Annotated in this window: 10 protein-coding genes; 7 read left to right on the top strand and 3 right to left on the bottom strand. The window is 62.4% G+C overall.

Annotation, left to right across the window (positions count from 1 at the left end; all coding sequences use genetic code 11):
• Window positions 1-232 precede the first annotated feature (232 nt).
• The 3 genes from PT282_RS00685 (at window position 233) to PT282_RS00695 (ending at window position 5,142) form a co-directional block, all read left to right on the top strand.
• On the top strand, window positions 233-835 hold the full coding sequence (locus PT282_RS00685) for a MarR family winged helix-turn-helix transcriptional regulator (RefSeq protein WP_277167677.1): 603 nt from the start codon (window positions 233-235) through the stop codon (window positions 833-835).
• Window positions 836-1,327: 492 nt separating this feature from the next.
• Window positions 1,328-3,187: an ABC transporter ATP-binding protein gene (locus PT282_RS00690; protein WP_277167678.1), complete on the top strand. Its 1,860-nt coding sequence runs from the start codon at window positions 1,328-1,330 to the stop codon at window positions 3,185-3,187.
• Between the two features lie 119 nt (window positions 3,188-3,306).
• Window positions 3,307-5,142 carry an ABC transporter ATP-binding protein gene (locus PT282_RS00695; RefSeq protein WP_277167679.1) on the top strand — a complete coding sequence of 612 codons (1,836 nt, stop codon included), beginning with the start codon at window positions 3,307-3,309 and terminating at the stop codon, window positions 5,140-5,142.
• 177 nt (window positions 5,143-5,319) lie between these two features.
• Here PT282_RS00695 and PT282_RS00700 read toward each other — a convergent pair whose 3' ends face one another.
• The 3 genes from PT282_RS00700 to PT282_RS00710 form a co-directional block, all read right to left on the bottom strand.
• On the bottom strand, window positions 5,320-7,881 hold the full coding sequence (locus tag PT282_RS00700; protein WP_277167680.1) for a YhgE/Pip domain-containing protein: 2,562 nt from the start codon (window positions 7,879-7,881) through the stop codon (window positions 5,320-5,322).
• A complete protein-coding gene (locus PT282_RS00705; RefSeq protein WP_277167681.1) occupies window positions 7,878-10,466 on the bottom strand; it encodes a YhgE/Pip domain-containing protein in 2,589 nt (862 codons plus the stop codon). Before PT282_RS00705 ends, PT282_RS00700 begins: the two co-directional genes overlap by 4 nt.
• A gap of 99 nt (window positions 10,467-10,565) precedes the next feature.
• The gene (locus PT282_RS00710) at window positions 10,566-10,934 is read right to left on the bottom strand and encodes a hypothetical protein (protein ID WP_277167682.1); all 369 of its coding nucleotides are present in this window, start codon (window positions 10,932-10,934) and stop codon (window positions 10,566-10,568) included.
• A gap of 397 nt (window positions 10,935-11,331) precedes the next feature.
• Here PT282_RS00710 and PT282_RS00715 point away from each other — a divergent pair, with 397 nt between their 5' ends.
• From PT282_RS00715 to PT282_RS00730, 4 genes are all read left to right on the top strand, one after another.
• Complete coding sequence (locus PT282_RS00715) at window positions 11,332-12,594, top strand: putative ABC transporter permease (protein ID WP_277167683.1); 1,263 nt, start codon at window positions 11,332-11,334, stop codon at window positions 12,592-12,594.
• 154 nt (window positions 12,595-12,748) lie between these two features.
• Window positions 12,749-14,047 carry an ATP-binding protein gene (locus PT282_RS00720; protein ID WP_277167684.1) on the top strand — a complete coding sequence of 433 codons (1,299 nt, stop codon included), beginning with the start codon at window positions 12,749-12,751 and terminating at the stop codon, window positions 14,045-14,047.
• A 1,035-nt stretch (window positions 14,048-15,082) separates the two neighbouring features.
• Window positions 15,083-18,280, top strand: coding sequence for a hypothetical protein (locus tag PT282_RS00725; protein WP_277167685.1), 3,198 nt, complete (start codon window positions 15,083-15,085; stop codon window positions 18,278-18,280).
• A gap of 143 nt (window positions 18,281-18,423) precedes the next feature.
• A complete protein-coding gene (locus tag PT282_RS00730; RefSeq protein WP_277167686.1) occupies window positions 18,424-20,403 on the top strand; it encodes an isopeptide-forming domain-containing fimbrial protein in 1,980 nt (659 codons plus the stop codon).
• The last annotated feature ends 65 nt before the right edge of the window (window positions 20,404-20,468 follow it).

Genomic DNA, 20,468 nt, shown 5'->3' on the forward strand with positions numbered 1-20,468 from the left:
CGTCGCCGACAATACGACAAGGAACGCGACGATCGCAGCGATGCGGTTGCCGCGTTTTCGCATGCCCATATGGGTTTCGCGTGTCTGCGCGGGTCCCGTGCCCATGGCCGGCAAAGCTGTCGGTGTTCGTCTTGGGCTGAGTGCATCTGCTATATTTACAGGTATCAATAAATACTTACACTATAAGATATTTTGGGTGTCTGAAGACTGGGTGATGGGAACGAGGTGCGGCATGGGGTTCGAGCAGGAGGCGTTGCGCGATCTGAGCTGGAGCGTGGCGAACAGCAAATCCGTGCTGTGGGACGAATTGGACCGTTCGAAGCGTGGCGAGCCGTTCGTGCTGCGTCAGCTGCTGCGGCACGGCACCGCCACGCCCACCCAGCTCGCCGTGGCGCTGCACGCCAGCTCGGGCCGCATCTCCGCGCTGCTCAAGGCCTTGGAGGCCAAGGGGCTCGTCTCGCGGCAGATCGACGAGAAGGACCGGCGCAACATCCTCGTGACACTCACCGACGCCGGTCGGGAGCAGGCCACCAATGACCAGGGCAAGATCAATTCGGCGGTGTGCTGGATCTTCTCGCAGATGGGGGAGCGGCGCACCCGCGAGTTCGTGGACCTGGCCGAGGAGTTCGTCGTCTACCTCACCCTGTGCAAGCCCGGCGAGGAGCGGCCCGCGCCCGATGAGGTGTCGCAGGCGTTCAAGGACCGCAATGAGCGGCATCGGGCATGGCTCGAGTCGGGCGGCAAGGCCGTGCGCGGGCCGCATAAGGACGAGCCGAAGCAGACCGATGCGAAGGTCGGCGCGAAGGCGGATTCGAAGGCCGGTGCGAAGGCTTGAGGCGAGGATTCGCGGCGCCTGGTGTGAAAACTTGAGGTGGGGGCGTTCGTGGCGTTTGGTGCATGCTATCCGGCATGTGTGGTCTGCTGCCTGTCCGGTGCCTGATGTGCGTGGGGCCGGTATATGGGTTGCCTGGTGCGCGTAAACCGGGGTGGGTCGTCTGGTGTGTGGCCTGATGCCTGATGCGGGGTGTTCGTCTGACGTGGCTTGCCTGGTGCGCGTGGCTTGAGGCGAGTCGTTTGATGCGTCCCTCTGGCGTGGCTCGATATCGGATTCGGGCTTGTCGCTTGGCCCGTGCGTTCTGCCGGAAACCTTCCGATGCATAGCGCCAATCGCGGCTGCCAACCCGGTTCAAGCGCAAAGCGAAATTCAGATGAAGCGTAGAGGTTGAGTGTAAGGTAACGCTCAGCCAACGAAATATCTAACACTGTAAGTAATGTATGGGTAGTCGACAATTCGTCGTCCATCCCAAGGAAGTATGAAAGGGGATCCATGCTTCGCATCAGCAAATACCTCTCCAAGACGGAGATCGGCCAGATGCTGCTGAGCCTCGCGTTCATCGCCGGCCAGGTCTTCTTCGACCTGAAATTGCCGGACTACATGTCCAAGGTCACGGCGCTGGTCGAGACCAAGGGCAGCGCCATGGCCGATATCTGGAAAGAGGGCGGCAAGATGCTGCTCGTCTCGCTCGGCTCCGTGGTCTGCGCCGTCATCGTCGGCTACCTCATGGCCCGGGTTGGCGCCTCGTTCAGCCAGCGTCTGCGCTCGCTCGAGTTCCGCAAGGTCGAGTCCTTCGGGCCGGCCGAGATGAACAGGTTCTCCACCGCCTCGCTGATCACCCGCTCCACCAACGACATCACCCAGATCCAGATGTTCATCACCATGGGCGTACTGCTGGTCTTCCGCGCGCCGATCATGGCCGTGTGGGCGGTCTGCAAGATCGTGGGCAAGGGCTTCCAGTGGACGCTCGCGACGGCCATCGCCACCGTGGTGATGCTCGCGTTCGTGCTCATCATCATGGCCATGGTCATGCCGAAGTTCCGCTCGATGCAGCGCCTGACCGACAACATCAACGCCGTGGCCCGCGAGAACCTGACCGGCCTGCGTGTGGTCCGCGCCTACAACGCCGAGGACTACCAGGAGGCCAAATTCGCCCGCGTCAACGACGAGCTGACCAACACCCAGCTCTTCACCACCCGCACCATGGGCGCGATGATTCCGGTGATGTCCAGCGTGATGAACGGCCTCGGCCTCGCCATCTACTGGATCGGCGCCTACCTCATCAAGGACGCCGCGCTGCCGGGCGACCGCCTGACCTACTTCTCGAACATGGTCGTCTTTTCCAGCTACGCGATGCAGGTCATCATGGCCTTCCTGCTGCTGAGCATGGTCTTCGTGCTCTGGCCGCGCGCCGACGTCTCCGCCCAGCGCGTCATGGAGGTGCTCAACACCGAGCCGTCCGTCAAGTCCGGCGAGCTGAGGGAAGGCAAGCCCGGCGAGGAAGGCACCGTGGAGTTCCGCAACGTCGGCTTCGCCTACCCGGGCACCCGCGACGAGATGCTGCGCGGCGTCAGCTTCACCGCGCGCAAGGGCGAGACGGTCGCCTTCATCGGCTCCACCGGCTCCGGCAAATCGACCCTGGTCAACCTGGTGCTGCGCTTCTACGACGCCACCGAGGGCGAGGTGCTGATCGACGGCGTCGACGTGCGCGACTACGACATCAAGGCGCTGCGCGACAAGATCGGCTACGTGCCGCAGGAATCCGTGATGTTCAAGGGCACCGTGGCGTCCAACGTCAGCTACGGCGACCGGGCCGGCGAGTCCGGAGACGTCGAGGTGGCCGACACCTCCACCGCCAAGGGCCGCAAGCGCGAGCTGGAGCTGATCGCCAGCGAAGGGGAGCGCGACGAGCTGAGCGACGAGCAGAAGGCGGGCGTGCGCGCCGCCAGCGAGGTGGCGCAGGCCAGCGAATTCGTCGAGCGCATGGACGGTGGCTACGATTCGCCCATCGCCCAGGGCGGCTCCAACGTCTCCGGCGGCCAGAAGCAGCGACTCTCCATCGCCCGCGCCGTCTACCGCCAGCCCGAGATCATGGTCTTCGACGACTCGTTCAGCGCCCTCGACTTCAAGACCGACCGCAAGGTGCGCGACGCCCTGAAGCAGCACGCGGCCGGGGCCACCAAGCTCATCGTCGCCCAGCGCGTCGGCACCATCATGGACGCCGACCGGATCGTCGTGCTCGACGACGGCAAGGTCGTCGGCCAGGGCAGCCATCAGGAGTTGCTCGAGAACTGCGAGGTCTACAAGGAGATCGCCGCCTCGCAGCTGAGCCCGGACGAGCTGGCCGCGTGAGTGACGCACACACTAACTCAAGAATTAAAAAAAGAGGGGCGGAATTCCGCGGAAGATTTTTTGATTCTCCAGTTAGTGTGTGCGTGAATTCGGAAAACAATCTTTAAAAGGAAGAAAACATGCCAAGAATGAGGGGGCCGGTCGAGAAGCCGGCCGATTTCGGCGGGGTGATGCTCAAGCTGGTGCGGTACTGCAGGAAGTACCTGCCCGCCATCGTCGCCGCGCTGGTCCTGGGCGCCGCCGGCACCATCTGCCAGATCATCGGGCCCGACCAGCTCAAGAACATGACCAACGCCATCGCCAAGGGCCTGCCCTCCATGGTGCACGGCATGCCCGTGATGGGTGCGGTCGACATGGGCGAGGTCACGCGCATCGCGTGGCTGCTCGTCGGCCTCTACGTGGGCTACGCGGTGTTGGGCTACATCCAGCAGTGGATGATGTCCACCGTCACCCAGCGCGTCGGCCAGGGCCTGCGCCGCTCGATCAGCGACAAGATCAACAGGCTGCCGCTCAAGTACTTCGACAAGACCAGCTACGGCGACGTGCTCTCGCGCATCACCAACGACGTCGACGCCATCGGCCAGACGCTCGGCCAGTCGTTGGGCATGCTGATCACCTCGGTCACGCTGTTCTTCGGCTCGCTAATCATGATGTTCTACAACAACGTCATCATGACCCTGTGCGCCATCGTGGTCTCGCTGCTCGGCATCGTGGTGATGATGCTCATCATGAAGTACTCGCAGAAGTACTTCGCCCGCCAGCAGATCGCGCTCGGCGACGTCAACGGCCACGTCGAGGAGATGTACGCCGGCCACGTCGTCGTCAAGGCCTACAACGGCGAGGCCGACTCCATCCGCAAGTTCGAGAAGTACAACAACGACCTCTACGATTCCGCGTGGAAGAGCCAGTTCCTCTCCGGCCTGATGGGCCCGATGATGAACATGATCGGCAACCTGAGCTTCGTGGCCGTCTGCATCGTGGGCGGGGCGCTCGCCATCGACGGCAAGATTGAGTTCGGCGTCATCGTGGCGTTCATGATGTACGTGCGCCTCTTCACCCAGCCGCTCTCGCAGTTCGCGCAGGCCTTCCAGAACCTGCAGCGCTGCGCCGCCGCCTCCGAACGCGTCTTCGGTTTCCTTGAGGAGCCCGAGATGAGCGACGAGTCCGCCAAGCCCGCGCTCTTGGGCCGCGACCCGAAGACCGGCAAGGCGACGCGCGTGCGTGGCGACGTGGAGTTCAAGGACGTCAACTTCGGCTACGAGCCCGGCAAGACGATCATCCACGACTTCTCCGCGAGCGTCAAGGCCGGGCAGAAGGTCGCCATCGTCGGCCCGACCGGCGCCGGCAAGTCCACCATGGTGAACCTGCTGATGCGCTTCTACGACATCGACGGCGGCTCCATGACCATCGACGGCATCGACACCTCCACCGTCCCGCGTGCCAACGTGCACGAGCAGTTCTCGATGGTGCTGCAGGACACCTGGGTCTTCCACGGCACCGTGCGCGAGAACGTGGCCTACGCCAAGAAGGGCGTCACCGACGAGCAGATCGAGGAGGCGTGCAAGGCCGTCGGGCTCGACCATTACGTGCGCTCGCTGCCCCAGGGCTACGACACCGTGCTCGACGACAAGTCCTCGCTTTCGGCCGGCCAGCGACAGCTGCTGACGATCGCCCGCGCGATGGTGCAGGACGCGCCGATCCTGATCCTGGACGAGGCCACCTCGTCGGTCGACACCCGCACCGAAGAGCTCATCCAGAAGGCCATGGACGCGCTGACCGTGGGCCGTACGAGCTTCGTGATCGCGCACCGTCTCTCGACCATCCGCAACGCCGACATGATCCTCGTGATGAACCACGGCGACATCGTCGAGCGCGGCACCCACGACGAGCTGCTGGCCAAGGGCGGCTTCTACGCCGACCTCTACAACAGCCAGTTCTCCACGCTCGTGGCCTGATCCGGACTGGCCTGGTCTGGCCCAGGGCTTGAGGCGAGGGCCAGGGTCCGGGGCCTGAGACGCCGGAGATGATGATGGCCGTCGCAACTTTCGCGGTTGCGGCGGCCATCGTCGTATATGGAAATAGGGTATTATCGCCTGCGAAACCCTTGATAGGATTGCCGCGCACCTCCCGCCCTAGATGAGCTTGGTGCGCTCGATCTGGCCGGTGAACCATCGGTTGAATTTCGAGGGCTTGGGCATGAGCAGCCCGATGACGAGCATCACCGCCGCATAGACGAGCACGATACCCATCTGGATCCAGAAGTCGCCTTGGTAAATGCCGGCGATGGCGGCGCGCATGGCCTGGATGGAATGCGTGGCCGGCAGCAGCGGGTTGATCACGCGGATGAAGCTCGGCAGCACCTGCGGCGGGTAGGTGCCCGACGAGCCCGAGATCTGCATGACCAGCACGATGACCGTCAGCGCCTTGCCGATGGTGCCGAAGCAGGCCACCAGCGTATAGATCACGATGGCGTAGACCAGCCCGGAGACCCAGCCGGAGAGCATGAAGAGCAGCGGGTGCACTACGTGGACGCGCAGGAACAGCAGGGTGCCGAGGCATGAGAAGGTGCTCTGCAGCAGCGAGATGAGCATGAACACCCCGAGGCGGCCGAGGAAGAGCTCGTGCGGCTTCGGCTCCTCGAACAGGCGGCCGGCCTGGTCGATGGGGATGCTTTCGGTCTGCTCGTGGTCTGCGCTATTGGCAGCCGTCACGGTCTTGTCGGTCTTGGATGTCTTGTCGGACGCCACATCGTCGCCACCGTCCACCACCGGAATATCCATGGTATCGGCGAGGTCGCGGTCGCCCGTTGCCGTCTTCGCAGTCATTGCCGTGGCCGTGGTCGTTTCCGTATTCGATACGACCGCGCCCTTGGTTGCTTCGCCCGTAGCCGCCGAGTCCGGTGCGTCTGCCGCATCCTCGGTCGCGCCCGCGCTCGTGCCCACAGCCGTCGCCGCGACCGCACCATCTCTGCCGCTTCGAAGGCCGCCGTTCCTCCTGCGCCGCCGCGCCCAGCTCCACCCGGCCTTCGCCTCGCCGAGCCTGCGCCGGATGGCCGGGGAGACGTCGGTCTTGATGGCCAGCGCCATCAGCAGCGAGCCGACCCACAGCGGGATGAAGGTGTAGAACGGCGTGAGCGAGGTGCCGAAGTTCTCCACCGGGAAGACGGCGTTGCGGTGCAGCTGCACGGGCGCGGCCAGGGCCCCCGCGAGCTGGTCGGAATCGCCGGAAAGCAGCTTGCGCACCTTCGCCATGTCGTTGGTGTCGAGCGCCTTGGAGAGCTCGTGGCTGAACGTGGTCAGCCGCTTGCTCGCCCGCGTCAGAGAGTCGGCCGTGCCGTCGAGGGTCTGCTTGGCGCCGTCGAGCTTCCCGCCGATCTTGCCGGTGGCGTCGCCCAGCGCCGAGACGCTGCCCTTGAGCGTGGCGTCGGTGGTGTCGATCGAGCCCGAGATGCCCGCCAGCGACTGGGAGATCTGGGCGATATGCGGTTTCAGCGTCTGCTCGAAGCTCTGGTTGAGCCCGTCGATCGAAGTCTTGGACTGGTTGGCGAGGCTGACGATCTGCTCGCGCTGCGCCTCGGCGTCGGCGGTGTGCTGGTCGAGCTTGGTGGCGGCGTCGTTCAGCGCGTTCTGCAGCGACTTCTGCTGGGCGATGAGATCGTCGAGCGTGGCGAGGATGTCGTTCAGGTTGGGCGTCGAGCCTCCCGCCGCGGCCAGCGAGTCGCGGATGGACTGGTACTGCGCCGCCTGATCGCCGATGAGCCCGGCCTGCGTGCGCATGGTCGCCGAGACGTCGGCGGAGGACCTGCCCGCGCTGGTGAACGCGTGGTCGATGTCCGTGCCGATGGCCGCGTTGCCGGCGCTGCTGGCCTTGAGCGCCTTGAGCAGCGTGTCGACCGAGGTGTCCAGCGCCCCGGAGACGTCGTGCACGCTCTTGCCCGCCTGTCTCATCTGCCGCAGCGACTTGCCCGCGTCCGCCGAGGTGCTGCGCAGAAGCTTGTCGGAGCTGGAAAGCAGAGTCTGCGAGGAGGCGAGCAGCCCGCTGTAGACGCCCACGTTGGTGGCGGCGTCGTCGAGCTGGGCGGCGAGGTCGGCCACGTTGCCGTTGAAGGTGCCGATGCGCTGCCGGGCGTCCGGTGAATCCAGCTGCTTGGAGAGCCCGCCGGCCACGTCGAGCGCGGTGGTGGTGATGGTCCTGGCGAAGGTCTCGTTGACCTCCTTGCTGATCTCGTCGGCGCCCTGCCCGGTCACCTTCGAGGCCACGGCGTTCTTCTTCTCGTTGGTGTAATAGGTGAGCGTGGCGTGCTTGGCGTCCTTGGAGAAGAACGTCATCATGTCACGGCTGAAATGCTTGGGGATGACCACGGCCGCGTAGTATTTGCCGGACTTGGTGCCCTCGATGGCCTGGTCCTTGGTGGTGAAGGTCCAGTCGAGCTGGCTGTTGGCGCGCAGCTGGCTGATTACCTGGTCGCCCAACCGCATCTTGACGGGCACGAGGTCGCCGGAATAGCCCTCGTCCACGCTTGCCACGGCGAACTTGAGGTTCTTGCTGTTGCCGAACGGATCCCAGCTCGCCGTCACGTTGAACCATGTGAACAGCGCGGGGATGACCACCAGCCCGATGAGGATGATGATCGAGATGACGTTGCCGGTGATGCGTCGCACGTCGCCGGTGAAGAGTTTCCATATCGTGCTCATCGCGCCTTGCCTCCCCGCTGGTCCTCGTGCAGCAGCGTCCGCACGGCGTCGTCGTCAAGATTGCCCAGCTGCACCTGCCGGGCCAGGCTGTCGCGGATCGCCTCCACCGCCACCAGGAAGATGATCGTGGCCAGGAACCAGATGAGCCAGGCGGCCAGCGCCACCACGCGCGTGCCGTTCGTCAGCGAGAAGATGACCCCCATCGCCACCGGCACCGCGATGCCGAAGGCCAGCGTGCCGCGCATGATCTTGGGGTAGAGCAGGGCGAATTTGTGCGCGCGCCGCTCGATGGCCGCCCGGTATTCCGCCTTGTTGGCCAGCAGGCTCAGCGCCTGCGTGACCCGGTATTGGCGCGGTTTATGCAGCGACGGCTCGTTGACGAAGATGTCGGTGGCCCCCAGCTGCCGGTCGACCAGCTGGCGCAGCGCGCCCATATGCGGCCGGACCACCAGCCCGAGCACGAAGAAGAGCACCGCGAAGACCATCAGCTTGGCCATGTTGACCAGCCAGTCGGCGCGGTAGAAGCCGGCGATGGTCTCGCGCAGCGCGTTGATCGAGTAGGTGAACGGGAAGAAGGGGTAGAGTAGGCGGAAGAACTTCGGCATCATCTCGATGGGGTACATGCCCGACGAGCCGGGGATCTGGATGATCACCAGCCCCACGCACAGCGCCTTGCCCACGTGCATGAACGAGGTGGAGAGCGAGTAGGTGATGCTCACGTAGACCATCGAGGCGAGCACGGCGGTGACGAGGAAGACGGGCACGTTGTGGCACTGCACCCCGATCACCAGCTCGCCCAGCACGGTCACGATGGCCTGCAGCGCGGCGATGATCGCGAAAAGCGCCCAGCGGCCCCAGTATCGCTGACCGGGCGTCGGCCGCGGGCTGACGCCCTTGAGGCCGCGCAGGCCCACGCTCTCGAGGTCGTCGTCATCCACGTCGAGCTTCATCAGCACCACGAGCATGAACGCGCCGACCCACAGCGTCAGGTTCGTGAAGAGCGGCGCCATCCCCGAGCCGTAGGTCTTGACCGGGTAGACCACCTTGGTGTCGAGCACGGTGGGGGAGAGCATGAAGTCGGCGATCTTCGTGGCGTCGAGCTTGCCGCTGCCGCCGATGGCCTTCGCCAGCGCGCCGTCCCCGTCCAGCGCGGACGAGCCGGAGAGCGCGGAGATGTCGGTGGTGATCGTGGCCAGCTGGCCCTGCAGGTTGGCCAGGCCCTTGTCGGTGCCCTTGAGCGCCTTCGACGCGGTGGCGCACGCCTGGTCGAGCTGGTCGAGCACCAGGCCGGACTGGTTGACCAGCGAGCCCTGCGAGGTGAGGTCGGCGCTGGAGGTGGCCGCGAATCCGGCGAGGCCGGTCAGCCCGCTGTTGAGCTGGGGCAGGGCGTCGGAGGCCAGCGATTTGCGGGCCTGCGCGGAGTTGGAGAGCGCGGTCTGGGTCGCCTTGTCGATGCCGTTGGCCGCCGAGACCGTGCTCGAGACGGTCGCACCGAGGTTCGGGCTGGAATTGAGATCGCTGAGCGAGTCGATCGATTCGGCCAGGCGCTGGTTCTGCTGGCGCAGGTTGGCGACGGCCGCCGCGCTGCCGGGCGCGCCCGAGGCGTCGAGCGCGTCGATGAGCCGGCCGGTGGCGCGGTTGATCTGCTTGGCGGTGCTCAGCGCCGAGCCCACGTCGCCGTTGGCCTGCGTGAGCCCGGCGGCGATCGAGTTGATGGTGACGTTGGCCTGCGAGCTGGCTTGCGAGAGCAGGCTCGAGCTCTGGTCGAGCGTGCCGCCCATCGAACCGGTGAACTCGCCCAGCGCGGCCTGTGTCTGGGTGATCGCGGTGGAGGTGCCGTCCAGCTGCCTGGCGGTCTGCAGGCTGCTCTGACGCGCCTGCTGCAGGGTGCCGCGCGCCACCTTCGTGCGGTTGGGCACGTCGGCGAGCGAGTCGGTCAGGTCGTTGATGTCGGCGCGGATGTCGGCCACGGATTTCTGTGTGGCGCGCAGGTCGCGTATGGTGTCGGCGGTGGCGGTGCCGGTCTTGGCATCGATGCGCTCGCCGGTCTTGTTGACCACTCCCGAGACCACCTTGCTCACCGTGGCCACGAAGGTCTCGTTGACCTGGCTGTCGACCGTGGAAGCGCCGGTGTCGGTGATGCGGCTGGCCAGCGCGTTCGCCTTCTCGTTGACGTAGTATTCGAGCGTCGGCCGCTTGCTGCCGCCCTGCAGCACCCCGGCCGTGCGCGCGCTGAAATCCTTGGGGATCACGATCGCCGCGTAGCTCTCGCCCGACTCCACCCGGCGCATCGCCTCCTGCTCGCTGGCGAAGTTCCAGCCCATCTGCTTGTTGCCCTTGAGCTGCTGGACGATCTGGTTGCCCATGTTGAGCCTGCCCATCGGCTTGGCGTTGGCGCCGCGGTCGTCATTGGCCACGGTGACCTGGATGCCCTGCGTGTTGCCATAGGGGTTCCAGAACCCGGCGATGTTGAACCACGCGTAGAGCGGTGGGATGAAGACGAGGCCGAAGAGCACCACCCACGCCGCGGGCACCCTCAGCAGGCGCATGATGTCACGCCTTAGGATGGCCAACACTGTGTGCATGGATTGCTCCTTGAAGTCATTGATGTCCGAGGTCTCACCATATTCGCCGCCCGGAACCTTATGTCATGAGCGCAACGCTCGTGCGGGTGCGGCCGTTGCTCAGTCCGCGGCCAGGGCGATGTCGAGCAGCTGCCGGACGGCGGTGCTCAGGTTGGCGATGTGGTGCTTCTTCATATAGGACTTGAGCGCGTTCTTGCGCGCGCTGTCAAGCCGTACGCGGATCACGCTGTCGGCGCGGGTCTTGCCGACGGTGAGCGGGCGCCCGCGGCGACGGTGGTCGGTGACCGTGTTGATGATGCGGTTGCCCAGGTTCGCCCTCGCGGTCAGCAGCGGGTGGCCGGGGTAGCGGATCTTGCTGTGGCGTATCTGCTCGTCGGTGTAGCCGCGTTCCGCCTCCTTGTAGGTAGCGCGCAGTTCCGCAGCCTCCTCCGGCGGGAAGTCGTCAAAATCAAGTATTCCGTCTTTCATGTTCTGCCGCCTTTGATGAGACAGGGTCAGTATTTCTTGCGCATCGGCATGGCGTGGATGATGGCTTTGCCGGGTGGCATGTCCTCTTCGTCGACTTCTTGCCTCAAGGAGAAAGCCGGGGAAACAATTGAATATTGTACCACATAAATCCGTCGGATGTCTCTGGCCCATTGGCACTGTTCCGCCGGATTCGTTTCCGCCGATAGCGTGGATTCCCATGGGCCGCGGTCGCCGTGCGGGGTAGCCTTGTAGGGACGAGCCGAAGACCGCGAGCTGAAGATCGCGGACGGCCAAAACAAGCACAACGAGTAAGAGGGAGTTGGCCATGGGAGTTGCTCCCGATACCGAACATGCGGGGAAGCCGAAGGGCGCGCAGACGTGCGATCCGGCGCGGATCTTGGCAAACATCCCAGGCGGGGCCGAGGACTCCGTTGCGGGGACCACGACGCATTCGGCCTCTCGTGCCTCTCGTGCCTCTCGTACCTCTCGTACCTCCCGCGCTTCCCGCCGCATCCGTGTCATCGCCCGCGTCTGCGGCTTCCTGGTGCTGGCCGTCGGCCTGGTGGCCGTGCCCTACGTCGCCTACGCGATCGTGGTGGGCGTGCGCAGCATCCTCGTCGGCCGCCTGCACGTCGACGCGCTCGACCTCACCTTCCTGCTCACCTGCGCGCAGGCCCTCGTCTCGCTGGCCAACGCGGTGGCGCTGATCGTCTTCGGCGTCATGCTGCTGCGCGACCAACGCCGCCACGCCGCACGGTGGGCCTACGTGCTGATGGCGGTCACCGTGGCCCAGGGCATGCTCTCGCTGGCGCTGCAGGGCCTCGGCTTCGGCGTCGGCCTCTCGCTGGTGCAGGTCGTGATCCTGGTGGCGCTCGCCATCGCCCTCGACCCGGCTCTGCTGGGCGAGCGGGCCGTGCAGCGCAAGCTCAAGCGGATGGACGAGCGCGACGAGTACGTGGAGGCGAAGGACGCCGGCATGCTCGGGCGCGACCCCAGCGGCAAGGGCTACGTCGAGCTCAACGTCTTCAACGTCTTCTGGCTGTTCGTGGTCGGCTGCGTGGGCGGCCTGTTCGTCGAGGAGGTCTACCACCTCATCTTCTTCAACGAGTGGCAGGACCGCGCGGGGCTGATGTGGGGACCGTTCTCGCCGATCTACGGCTTCGGCGTGGTCATCCTCACCATGTTCCTCAACCGGCTCTGGCACGCCAACGCGGCGCTGATCTTCTGCGCCAGCGCGGTGATCGGCGGGGCATTCGAGGCGTTCGTCGCCTGGTTCATGCAGGTGGCCTTCGGCATCGTCGCCTGGAACTACGCGAACGACTGGCTGCCCCTGTTCGGCGGCAGGACCAGCGGCAAGTACATGATCTTCTGGGGCCTGGCCGGCCTCTTCTGGGTGCGCGAGCTGCTGCCGTGGCTGCTCAAGTTCGTCAACCTCATTCCGTGGAAGTGGCGCTATGCCCTCACAGCGGTGGCGCTGGCGTTCATGCTGGTCGACATCGCGGTCACCCTGATGGCGCTCGACTGCTGGTACGGCCGCGTCGCCGGGCTGCCGCAGACCTCGCCGGTCACCCGTTTCTTCGGCGAGCACTTCGGCGACGAGGTGATGCGCCACCGCTTCCAGACCATGAGCATCAACCCCCAGTGGTCCGGCCGTGCCTGAGGCTGGTCGTTCGGTCGCTGCCGCGTCTCAATCAGACAAACTTTTTATATTATACTGGTGAAAGCGCGAATAAAAATAGACTTTTCATAGTATACTGGTGAAAGTACGAAGAAAAAGGGACTTTTACTAGTATACTGGGGAAAGTTGGTGAACCATGGTCGCCGATAATGCCAAGGGCAAGGTGGATTCGCTGTCGCGCTACGCCGAGGCCCACCTGCAGCAGCGCCCGCGCTATCTCGAGATGCTCGAGAAAACACTCGACAACGGCGCCGTCAAGGTCGTCACCGGCATGCGCCGTTGCGGCAAATCGAGCCTGCTGATGCTGCTGGCGCAATATCTGCGCGGCAAGGGCGTGCCGGCGAAGCGGATCGTCACCGCGAATCTCGAGTCCTCCGAGTTCTTCGACATCGCCGATTACCGTGATCTCACCGCGTGGTTACAGCGTCAGATGCCGGAGAGCGGCCATTATTACGTGCTCTTGGACGAGCCGCAGCTGATCGACCACTGGGAGCGTGCGGTCAATGCCTTGCGCGTGGATGCCGACGCCGACATCTATCTCACCGGTTCCAACGCCTATCTGCTCTCTTCGCAGATCTCGACGCTGCTTTCCGGTCGCTACGAGGAGATCCACGTCCATCCGCTTTCGTTCCGCGAGTTCGTGGACTATGCGGGAGTCCCCGGTTTCGCTGCCGGTTCCGATGCGTCGGCCGATGCCCGCACGAAGGCACTCACCCGCTACCTGGCCTACGGTGGTCTGCCGCCGGTGGTGGACCAAGGCGACGACCGCGACCTCGCCTCGGTCATGCTCTCCGGTATCTACAACACGGTGGTGGTCAAGGACGTTGCCCAGCATGTGCAGGTGCGCAACATGGAAGTGCTCGCCGACATCGCCCGCTTCCTGGCCGAGACCGCCGGTTCCAGTGTGTCGGTGGCGAAAATCGAGCGTCGCCTGGCCGCCGCCCACCGCAAGCCTTCCGGCACCACGGTCGAGCGCTATGTGCAGGGTCTGGTGGATGCGTTCCTGTTTTCGAAATCGCGGCGTTACGACATCCGCGGCGGTGCCTACCTGCAGGGCGGCGGCAAGTATTACCCGGCCGACATGGGCATCCGCAACATGCTGCTGGATTTCCCTGCGTCCGATTTCGGCTTCGCGCTTGAGAACGCGGTCTACAACGAGTTGTTGGTGAGGCGTTACGACGTGCGCGTGGGCCGGCTGGGCGCCGCTGAGGTCGATTTCGTGGCGATCCGGCCTGACGCCAAACTGGCGATCCAGGTGACGGCCAGCATGCTCGACCCGAAGACCAGGCAGCGCGAGCTGGAACCGTTGCGAGCGTTGGCGAGGCTGTCTGCCGAGCAGGGCATCCGGCGCATGGTCATCACCTATGACGCGGTCGGTCTGGGCGAGGTCGAGGGTATCGAGGTCGTCAATGCCATGGACTGGTTGCTCGGGTAGGCGCGAAATTGCTTACGAGCGTGATTCCGGCGGCGACCTGCGGCGGATACGCCTCGGCCTCGGTGCTCGTTGTGTAGCGCCAGGGCCGACGGTGTCTTATTGAATAAGGAGGACTTATGTCCCTACCGATTGCAGCCCCTTTCGATGAAAGCTTTGCTGCTCGCCTAGTCCTCGAAAGGTCTCCGATGCCGCAACCGATGAATCCGCTATACCGCGTGTGATTCTCGTCGAGCACTTCTTTGTCATGCAACTTACCACTTAACATGCCAACAACTTATCAATCTGACATGTTAAGTGGTAAGTAGTTGGTAAGTTCGCTGGCAAGTTCGGTGGATTTGTATATTGCGCGTTGGGTTTCGGGGCTTCACCGGATTGGATCCGTTCTCCTTGCCTTCGCGTTGGCGGTAAACGCGGCGGGTGACACGGTGTGATGGCTCATGGTTGGGTACGGGGTTTGGAAGCAGCTTATTGTGAGCGAAGTCTCGTCGGGGAGGCGCGTTCGGACGGTGCTGCGAGTGAGTTGACTCACGAACAAGGTTGCGCGATATGACTGGAATTATCGTCGCTTGCGCAGAATCCTCTTAACCCGTAAGCGCTTTGTTGCCAAATGAATAACGGACGCGCCCGGGAATGTGAAGGGTCTGTGATGAAAAAATGTCTAAATAACGGGTAATAAACGTAGTGCATAGCGGTGATGGATAACGATCGGCAGATTGCTTCAAACGTTTTGAAAACGCGGAATCGGATGGATTGATAGGGATGCATAATTATGCAGCCTATGCGAACTCCAGGAACTGAAAATTGTCTCTTTTTCGGCAAATGACTAGATATTTGGCTATGGCAACAAAGGCATCGACCGTTTTTATGTCGTCATACGAAGTATTCTTATCAATGTAAGACCCGTGATATGAATCACAGCATGGAACGTTCAATTTTACGATTGACTACACACGCGGGTAAAGGATTGATGTCTGCTCCGAACGTAGGGGACGCTTGGGGCGGACAAGGTCGATTCGTCTAGAAGGACGTGATTTTGTGAAGCAGCGTAGGCTTTCAGCAAGTCTCGGATGCATCATCGCCGTGGTGACGATGATATGTGCCGTGGCGATTCCCGCATCCGTGTCGGTGCTGTCTTCGGCCTCGCAGACAGATTGCATGGCGTCTGGTGAATCCAGCGGTGCGACGCGTGGCGATCCGAATGACACGACGCGCAGTGACTGGCGTAAGACTGATGCTCGTTGTGCGCCCAATGGCGCCGATCGTAAGCCTGTGTTGTTCCAGATGCTCGCATACAACGACAAGATGAACACAGATATCGATGAAAATCGTCTTGATGCGGTGGTTCGTGTGGCACATGGTGAAGTTTCTGCCACCACTGATCCCAATGGCAATCCGCTCCATTCCTTATCTCCAAGCGGTGATACCGGCCTTAGGATGAAATATAACTATATTAACAATAGGGTCAGTGGTGACACTATCGGTGAGGATTTCAGCACCAATCAAGGTAAAAATAAGTCGGATGAAGGAATCTTATATGCGCCTACATCCGTCGGTCGCGATGGCGCGAATGTTTGGGCTGCCAACCAACATGAATATTTCACTATCCACAAGATTATCCATTCTGGCCTCTATGATTATCTCACCATCTCATTCGTCGCCGATGAAGACTATCCCAATAGAGATACTGGATATGGTGCTGGCTGGTGGAAGAGTACGACTAAAGAGGGGCGTTTGACTGATGCTGCACAAGTCTATCTGACGGTGGGTCCTGCAGCCTATGATGTTTCCGGATATCCATTGAAAAGCACTGCCGATTTCCAAGATTATCAGGCGAATCACCATGATTTGACGACCAACATCATGGCTGGTTATAAGGTGCACCTATTCCCGGATTGCGATGGCGATGAGACCAATAAGGATTATTTGCCTGCTTGTAATGTGCCGAGCCTCTATATGAGCTATAACGATCAACCCAAGAAATTGTGGACGGCTAATCAGTCCAATTGGGGGTTGGTTGCGGATTACGGTCTGGGCGGCTCATTCTATAGTCCATTGGAAGATAGCAAGGGAAATCATGACCAAGTGAGAAATGGAGACAAAACAAGGTCAACTTCTAGTCTTACGCCTACTGCCGAAGGTGTCGCTCCGTGGGCGTCATTCAATATCGCTTGGTATACAGACAACAAGAGCAGGAGCTGGGTTACGAATCCGGCACACTCATGTAATACTTATTCATCTTATTGGTGGCAATGGGTTGAGCTTAAAAACAATGACCAATGGGTACCGGTGACCTCATTGACGGGCACATCGGCGCAACTCGCAACCGGACAGGCACTGGCCAGAGAGCATTCCGGAGCTCCGAACCTTCCCGCGGACAGTGATGACGGTACTGTGAACAAGGTATTTGCCTATAATGAGAACCCAAAGGACGGTAAGACCGACAATCTCTTCTATCAGTCGACCACGGGCATGAATCAGGCAGGTGGGCCCATGCAGCCTGCACAAGATAGTGAAGGTAACATCAACTTTAAGATGGCCAAGACCGAGGACCCCGGTAACGGCTACTTTAAACTGATCAGCTGGCCCAATGTTGATGCCTCTGGTTGCGGAGTGCCTGATCAGACCAATTCTACTGGTAACCCTGGTATCACACTAGACATGACCAAGGAACAGGCTCAAGCTCAAGTCGACAAGGGCTGGGTCAACAACACCGCGTTCTACAAGTACGATGTGACCCGTCCGAAGGTACCGACCATCACCGGCGTCTCGAAGACCAATGCGAAAGCGGGCGACTACCTCGGGTTCAACGCCATCACCGATAGCAGCGATCCCCAGTATCCCCTGGCGGACAACAAGTCTTCCGATTTTTCGGCGGCTGACGCTCCGACGATCAAGGGCATGGGTACGCCGAACCAGCTGATCTCCCTGTTCGAGGATGTGCCGAATTCAACGGGGACATTCAACGATACGGACCATACAAAGAAGAACATCCTGCAGAAGGGTGTGCTCGATGAGTATGGCGATACCGGGCACCTGATAGGGACGGCCAGGGTGCCGACAACGTGTCCTGAGGTGACCCAGGAAGACCCTGAAATCCCCCAGTGTCCGTGGTCGATTTCGGTGCCGAATAATTCGAGCGACATTGACTACGTCGACCGAACGAACCCGATTGAGCGCGTGCGAAGATACCATGCGTACCAAACGGATACTACGACTGAGATGAACCATCTGAAGATGGACCTTTCGTCCTACTTCACACCGCTGGACCTGGTGAACTTCAGCGCGCCGGCGGACAAGGCGCCGACGATCACCAGCGTCGAGGTGCCGCATACGCAGCACACGGCGACGCTGGATGGCGCGCTCACTGACGGCAACGACACGAAGGTGACGATCAGCGGCAAGATGAGCTCCACGGAGGGCGACTCCTCGATGAAGCTCTACGCGATCCACACCGATCCGCCGACCGGCCAAGCGAGGTCGAAGAAGTCGGTCAAGTCCACACGTTCGGCCGTGGCGACGCGTGGCGGAACCGGTCTCGGCACCGAGATTCCCGGCACCACCTCCGCCAGTTGCGAGCAGACGGTGGGCGAGGGCGATGACCAGAGCTGGACCTGCAAGACGCCGGTCTCGTGGTTCATCACCAACACCCCCACTCCCGTGGGTGGCCAAGGCTGCTACTTCAAGTTCGTGGCGGTCACCACCAACAAGGATGGCGTATCCGCCGAGTCCACGCCGCTCACCACGAGCGTCGACTTCTACGCGCCGGTGGTCACCATCACCAGCGCCGACAACACTTGGGTGAAGGGCAAGGTCACCTCCGACCCCAACACGCCTGTCATCGCCAGCTCGATCGTCAAGGCGGATGAGACCCATCCCGCCAAGGTCTATCTGAGCTGGCCGGCCGGCACGCCCTCCACCGCTCCGTCGAGCGTCGACGTGGATACCAACGGCGATTGGCAGGCTGCGGTGCCGCTGGGCGCCAAGGCCGGCACAATCACGGCCTACGCCACCGACAACGAGACCAACGCCTCCAAGAAGGTGCTCAAGAAGGACTTCAACCCCACGCCTCCCGCGTTCAAGCTGCCGTTCACCGGCAATTTCCCGTGGTGGACGATCGTGATCGCCGTGGCTGCCGTCGCGGTGTCGATCATCGGCTACCAGGGCATGAAGCAGTACCGTCGCGGCCTGCTGGGCAAGGGCCTGCTGACCTGCAAGGGGAGGCATGCGAAATGATCGCTTTCGTTGACGCTTCCGGGCGACGCGAGAAACCCGACTAGAGCCGGGCGGTGCCGGCGATGCCAGTACCGGCACCACTCGATTCCGAACAAGATTTGGCCATAAATATTTAGGTAATTAAGAAGAGGAGAATTATTCCCATGAGTAGAAAGTTCAGCATCAAGAGCCTTACGGGCTTGACGGTCGCAGCCGCCACGCTGCTGGCATTCGCCCCGTTCGCAGGCACGGCCAACGCGGCCGATTCCGAGGTGAACCTGACCAACGCCACGGCTCCCGACATCAAGATCACCGCTGCGGCCGGTGACCTGGAGGGCCACAAGTTCGCCGCCGTGAGGATCGGCACCTACACCAAGGCCAACTACGACACGGATCATACCGATACCTTGACGTCCGTGCTGGTTGGCACCAGCACGGCCACCGGCATGAATGCCGCCGCCGCAAAGGCTTTGAAGGACACCAAGACCGCCGCCTCGATCTCGCCCACCACCCCGGATGACAGCTACACCGACAACCCTGTCGGCGAAGTCGCCTCCAAGTGGCTCGGCCTGGCCGGTTCCGATGATTCCACTTCGAACACCCCGACCGCGGTCGGTTCCGGTCTGCACGGCTGGGACGGCAACCTGCGTACGTTCGCCACGAATCTGTCGAGTTCCGCCACGTTCAAGGGCCTGATGACGACGGCCGCGGGCAGCCATTCGTCCGCCGCGGGTACTGATACCGACACTTCGGTCACCGTTCCCGCCTCTGAAGGCCCCGGCATCTACATCGTCGAGGACGTCACCAATCCTCTCAGCGGCAGCAAGGGCCACAAGGCCTCCATTCCGATGCTGGTGAGCACAGGCGTCAAGTCGGGCTCCAACACCTTCACCAAGCTGGGCGCGGGCGAGAATTCCCAGACCCTTGGCGAGGTCTCGATGAAGGCCGACAAGCCGTGGGTCAAGAAGGCGACCGACACCTCGAAGGACAACGACAGCTCCATCGGTGGCACCCTGCACTACAAGCTCACCAGCCAGGTCCCGCTGACCACCGGCTTCCCGCACTATGTCTTCGCCATGGTCGACAACCCGGCCGCGGTGGGTCTCACCTACAATGACGCCGCAAATGCCACTGTGGTCAAGATCGGGACCCAGACGATGGCCAAGGACACCGATTACACGGTGACCGAAGGCAAGTTTGCCGCTCCGAACGCTTCCAGTACCAAGTACGTGGTCTTCGACCTCACGCCCTGCATCATGAAGGTGAAGTACCAGGACCCCATCACGATCACGTATTCGATGAAGGTCAACGACGATGCCAACGGCGGTCTGCTGAAGAACGGCGTGACGCTCGGCTACTCCAACGACACCAAGGACCCGGGCTCCGACGACAAGGCCCAGCCCGATCCGGATGACAACGGCAAGATCAAGGATTGCAAGGACACCGCCACCCCCGAGACCTGCACCAATGGCTCCATCTCCAACGACACGGGCAGCGGCGACGACACCAACGCCTCCAACTACTTCCGTCACTTCACCCTGAAGGATGAGGTCAAGACCACCGGTGCCGGCATCTCCGGCGCGAAGTTCCAGGTGCTCGACGGCACCACCCCGGTCAAGTTCAAGAAGGTCGGCGACGGCTCCTACAAGAAGATCGCCGATCAGACCAAGGAAGTCAGCGGTGACGATGTGGTGACGGATCTGGCAGTCAAGTCTACGGCCGCTGCGGCTCTCACCGACGGCGATCCGACCGCGCTGGGCGACCTGCGTGTCGACGGCCTGAAGGATGGTGGCACCTACACCGTCAAGAAGGTCGCGAACAACTCCGACTACATCTTCAAGCCAAGCACCGACGTGACGGTCGGCGGCCTCGCCAGCGATGCTTCCAAGTACGGCTTCGCCAACACGAAGGACAACGTCTACGGCCTGGTCGACGTGAAGGGCAATCCCTCCACCAATCCAAAGACGCTGACCGCGGTTGATATGAGCACGGACGCTGGTTCTGTGGTCTTCAAGAACGTCAAGTCAGTCTCCCAGCTGCCTCTCACCGGTGGCGCGGGCATGGTGATGGCCCTCCTGGTCATCGTCGCCCTCGCACTCGTGGTCGGCGGCCTGATCACCCTGCGCCGCAAGCTGCGCGCCTGACGAAAGCCAGGCCCGCTCCCCGGCGGGCGCTACTCTAGGAATGATGAACAACAGCCCTGCGTTTG

Source organism: Bifidobacterium sp. ESL0763 (assembly GCF_029433395.1).
Lineage (GTDB): Bacteria > Actinomycetota > Actinomycetes > Actinomycetales > Bifidobacteriaceae > Bifidobacterium.

What these genes read in the sequence shown, in the direction of transcription:
- PT282_RS00720 (WP_277167684.1), top strand. Translation starts at nt 12,749, where the DNA reads ATGGTCGCCGATAATGCCAAGGGCAAGGTGGATTCGCTGTCGCGCTAC.
- PT282_RS00730 (WP_277167686.1), top strand. Translation starts at nt 18,424, where the DNA reads ATGAGTAGAAAGTTCAGCATCAAGAGCCTTACGGGCTTGACGGTCGCA.
- PT282_RS00700 (WP_277167680.1), bottom strand. Translation starts at nt 7,881, where the DNA reads ATGAGCACGATATGGAAACTCTTCACCGGCGACGTGCGACGCATCACC.
- PT282_RS00710 (WP_277167682.1), bottom strand. Translation starts at nt 10,934, where the DNA reads ATGAAAGACGGAATACTTGATTTTGACGACTTCCCGCCGGAGGAGGCT.
- PT282_RS00690 (WP_277167678.1), top strand. Translation starts at nt 1,328, where the DNA reads ATGCTTCGCATCAGCAAATACCTCTCCAAGACGGAGATCGGCCAGATG.
- PT282_RS00685 (WP_277167677.1), top strand. Translation starts at nt 233, where the DNA reads ATGGGGTTCGAGCAGGAGGCGTTGCGCGATCTGAGCTGGAGCGTGGCG.
- PT282_RS00705 (WP_277167681.1), bottom strand. Translation starts at nt 10,466, where the DNA reads ATGCACACAGTGTTGGCCATCCTAAGGCGTGACATCATGCGCCTGCTG.
- PT282_RS00695 (WP_277167679.1), top strand. Translation starts at nt 3,307, where the DNA reads ATGCCAAGAATGAGGGGGCCGGTCGAGAAGCCGGCCGATTTCGGCGGG.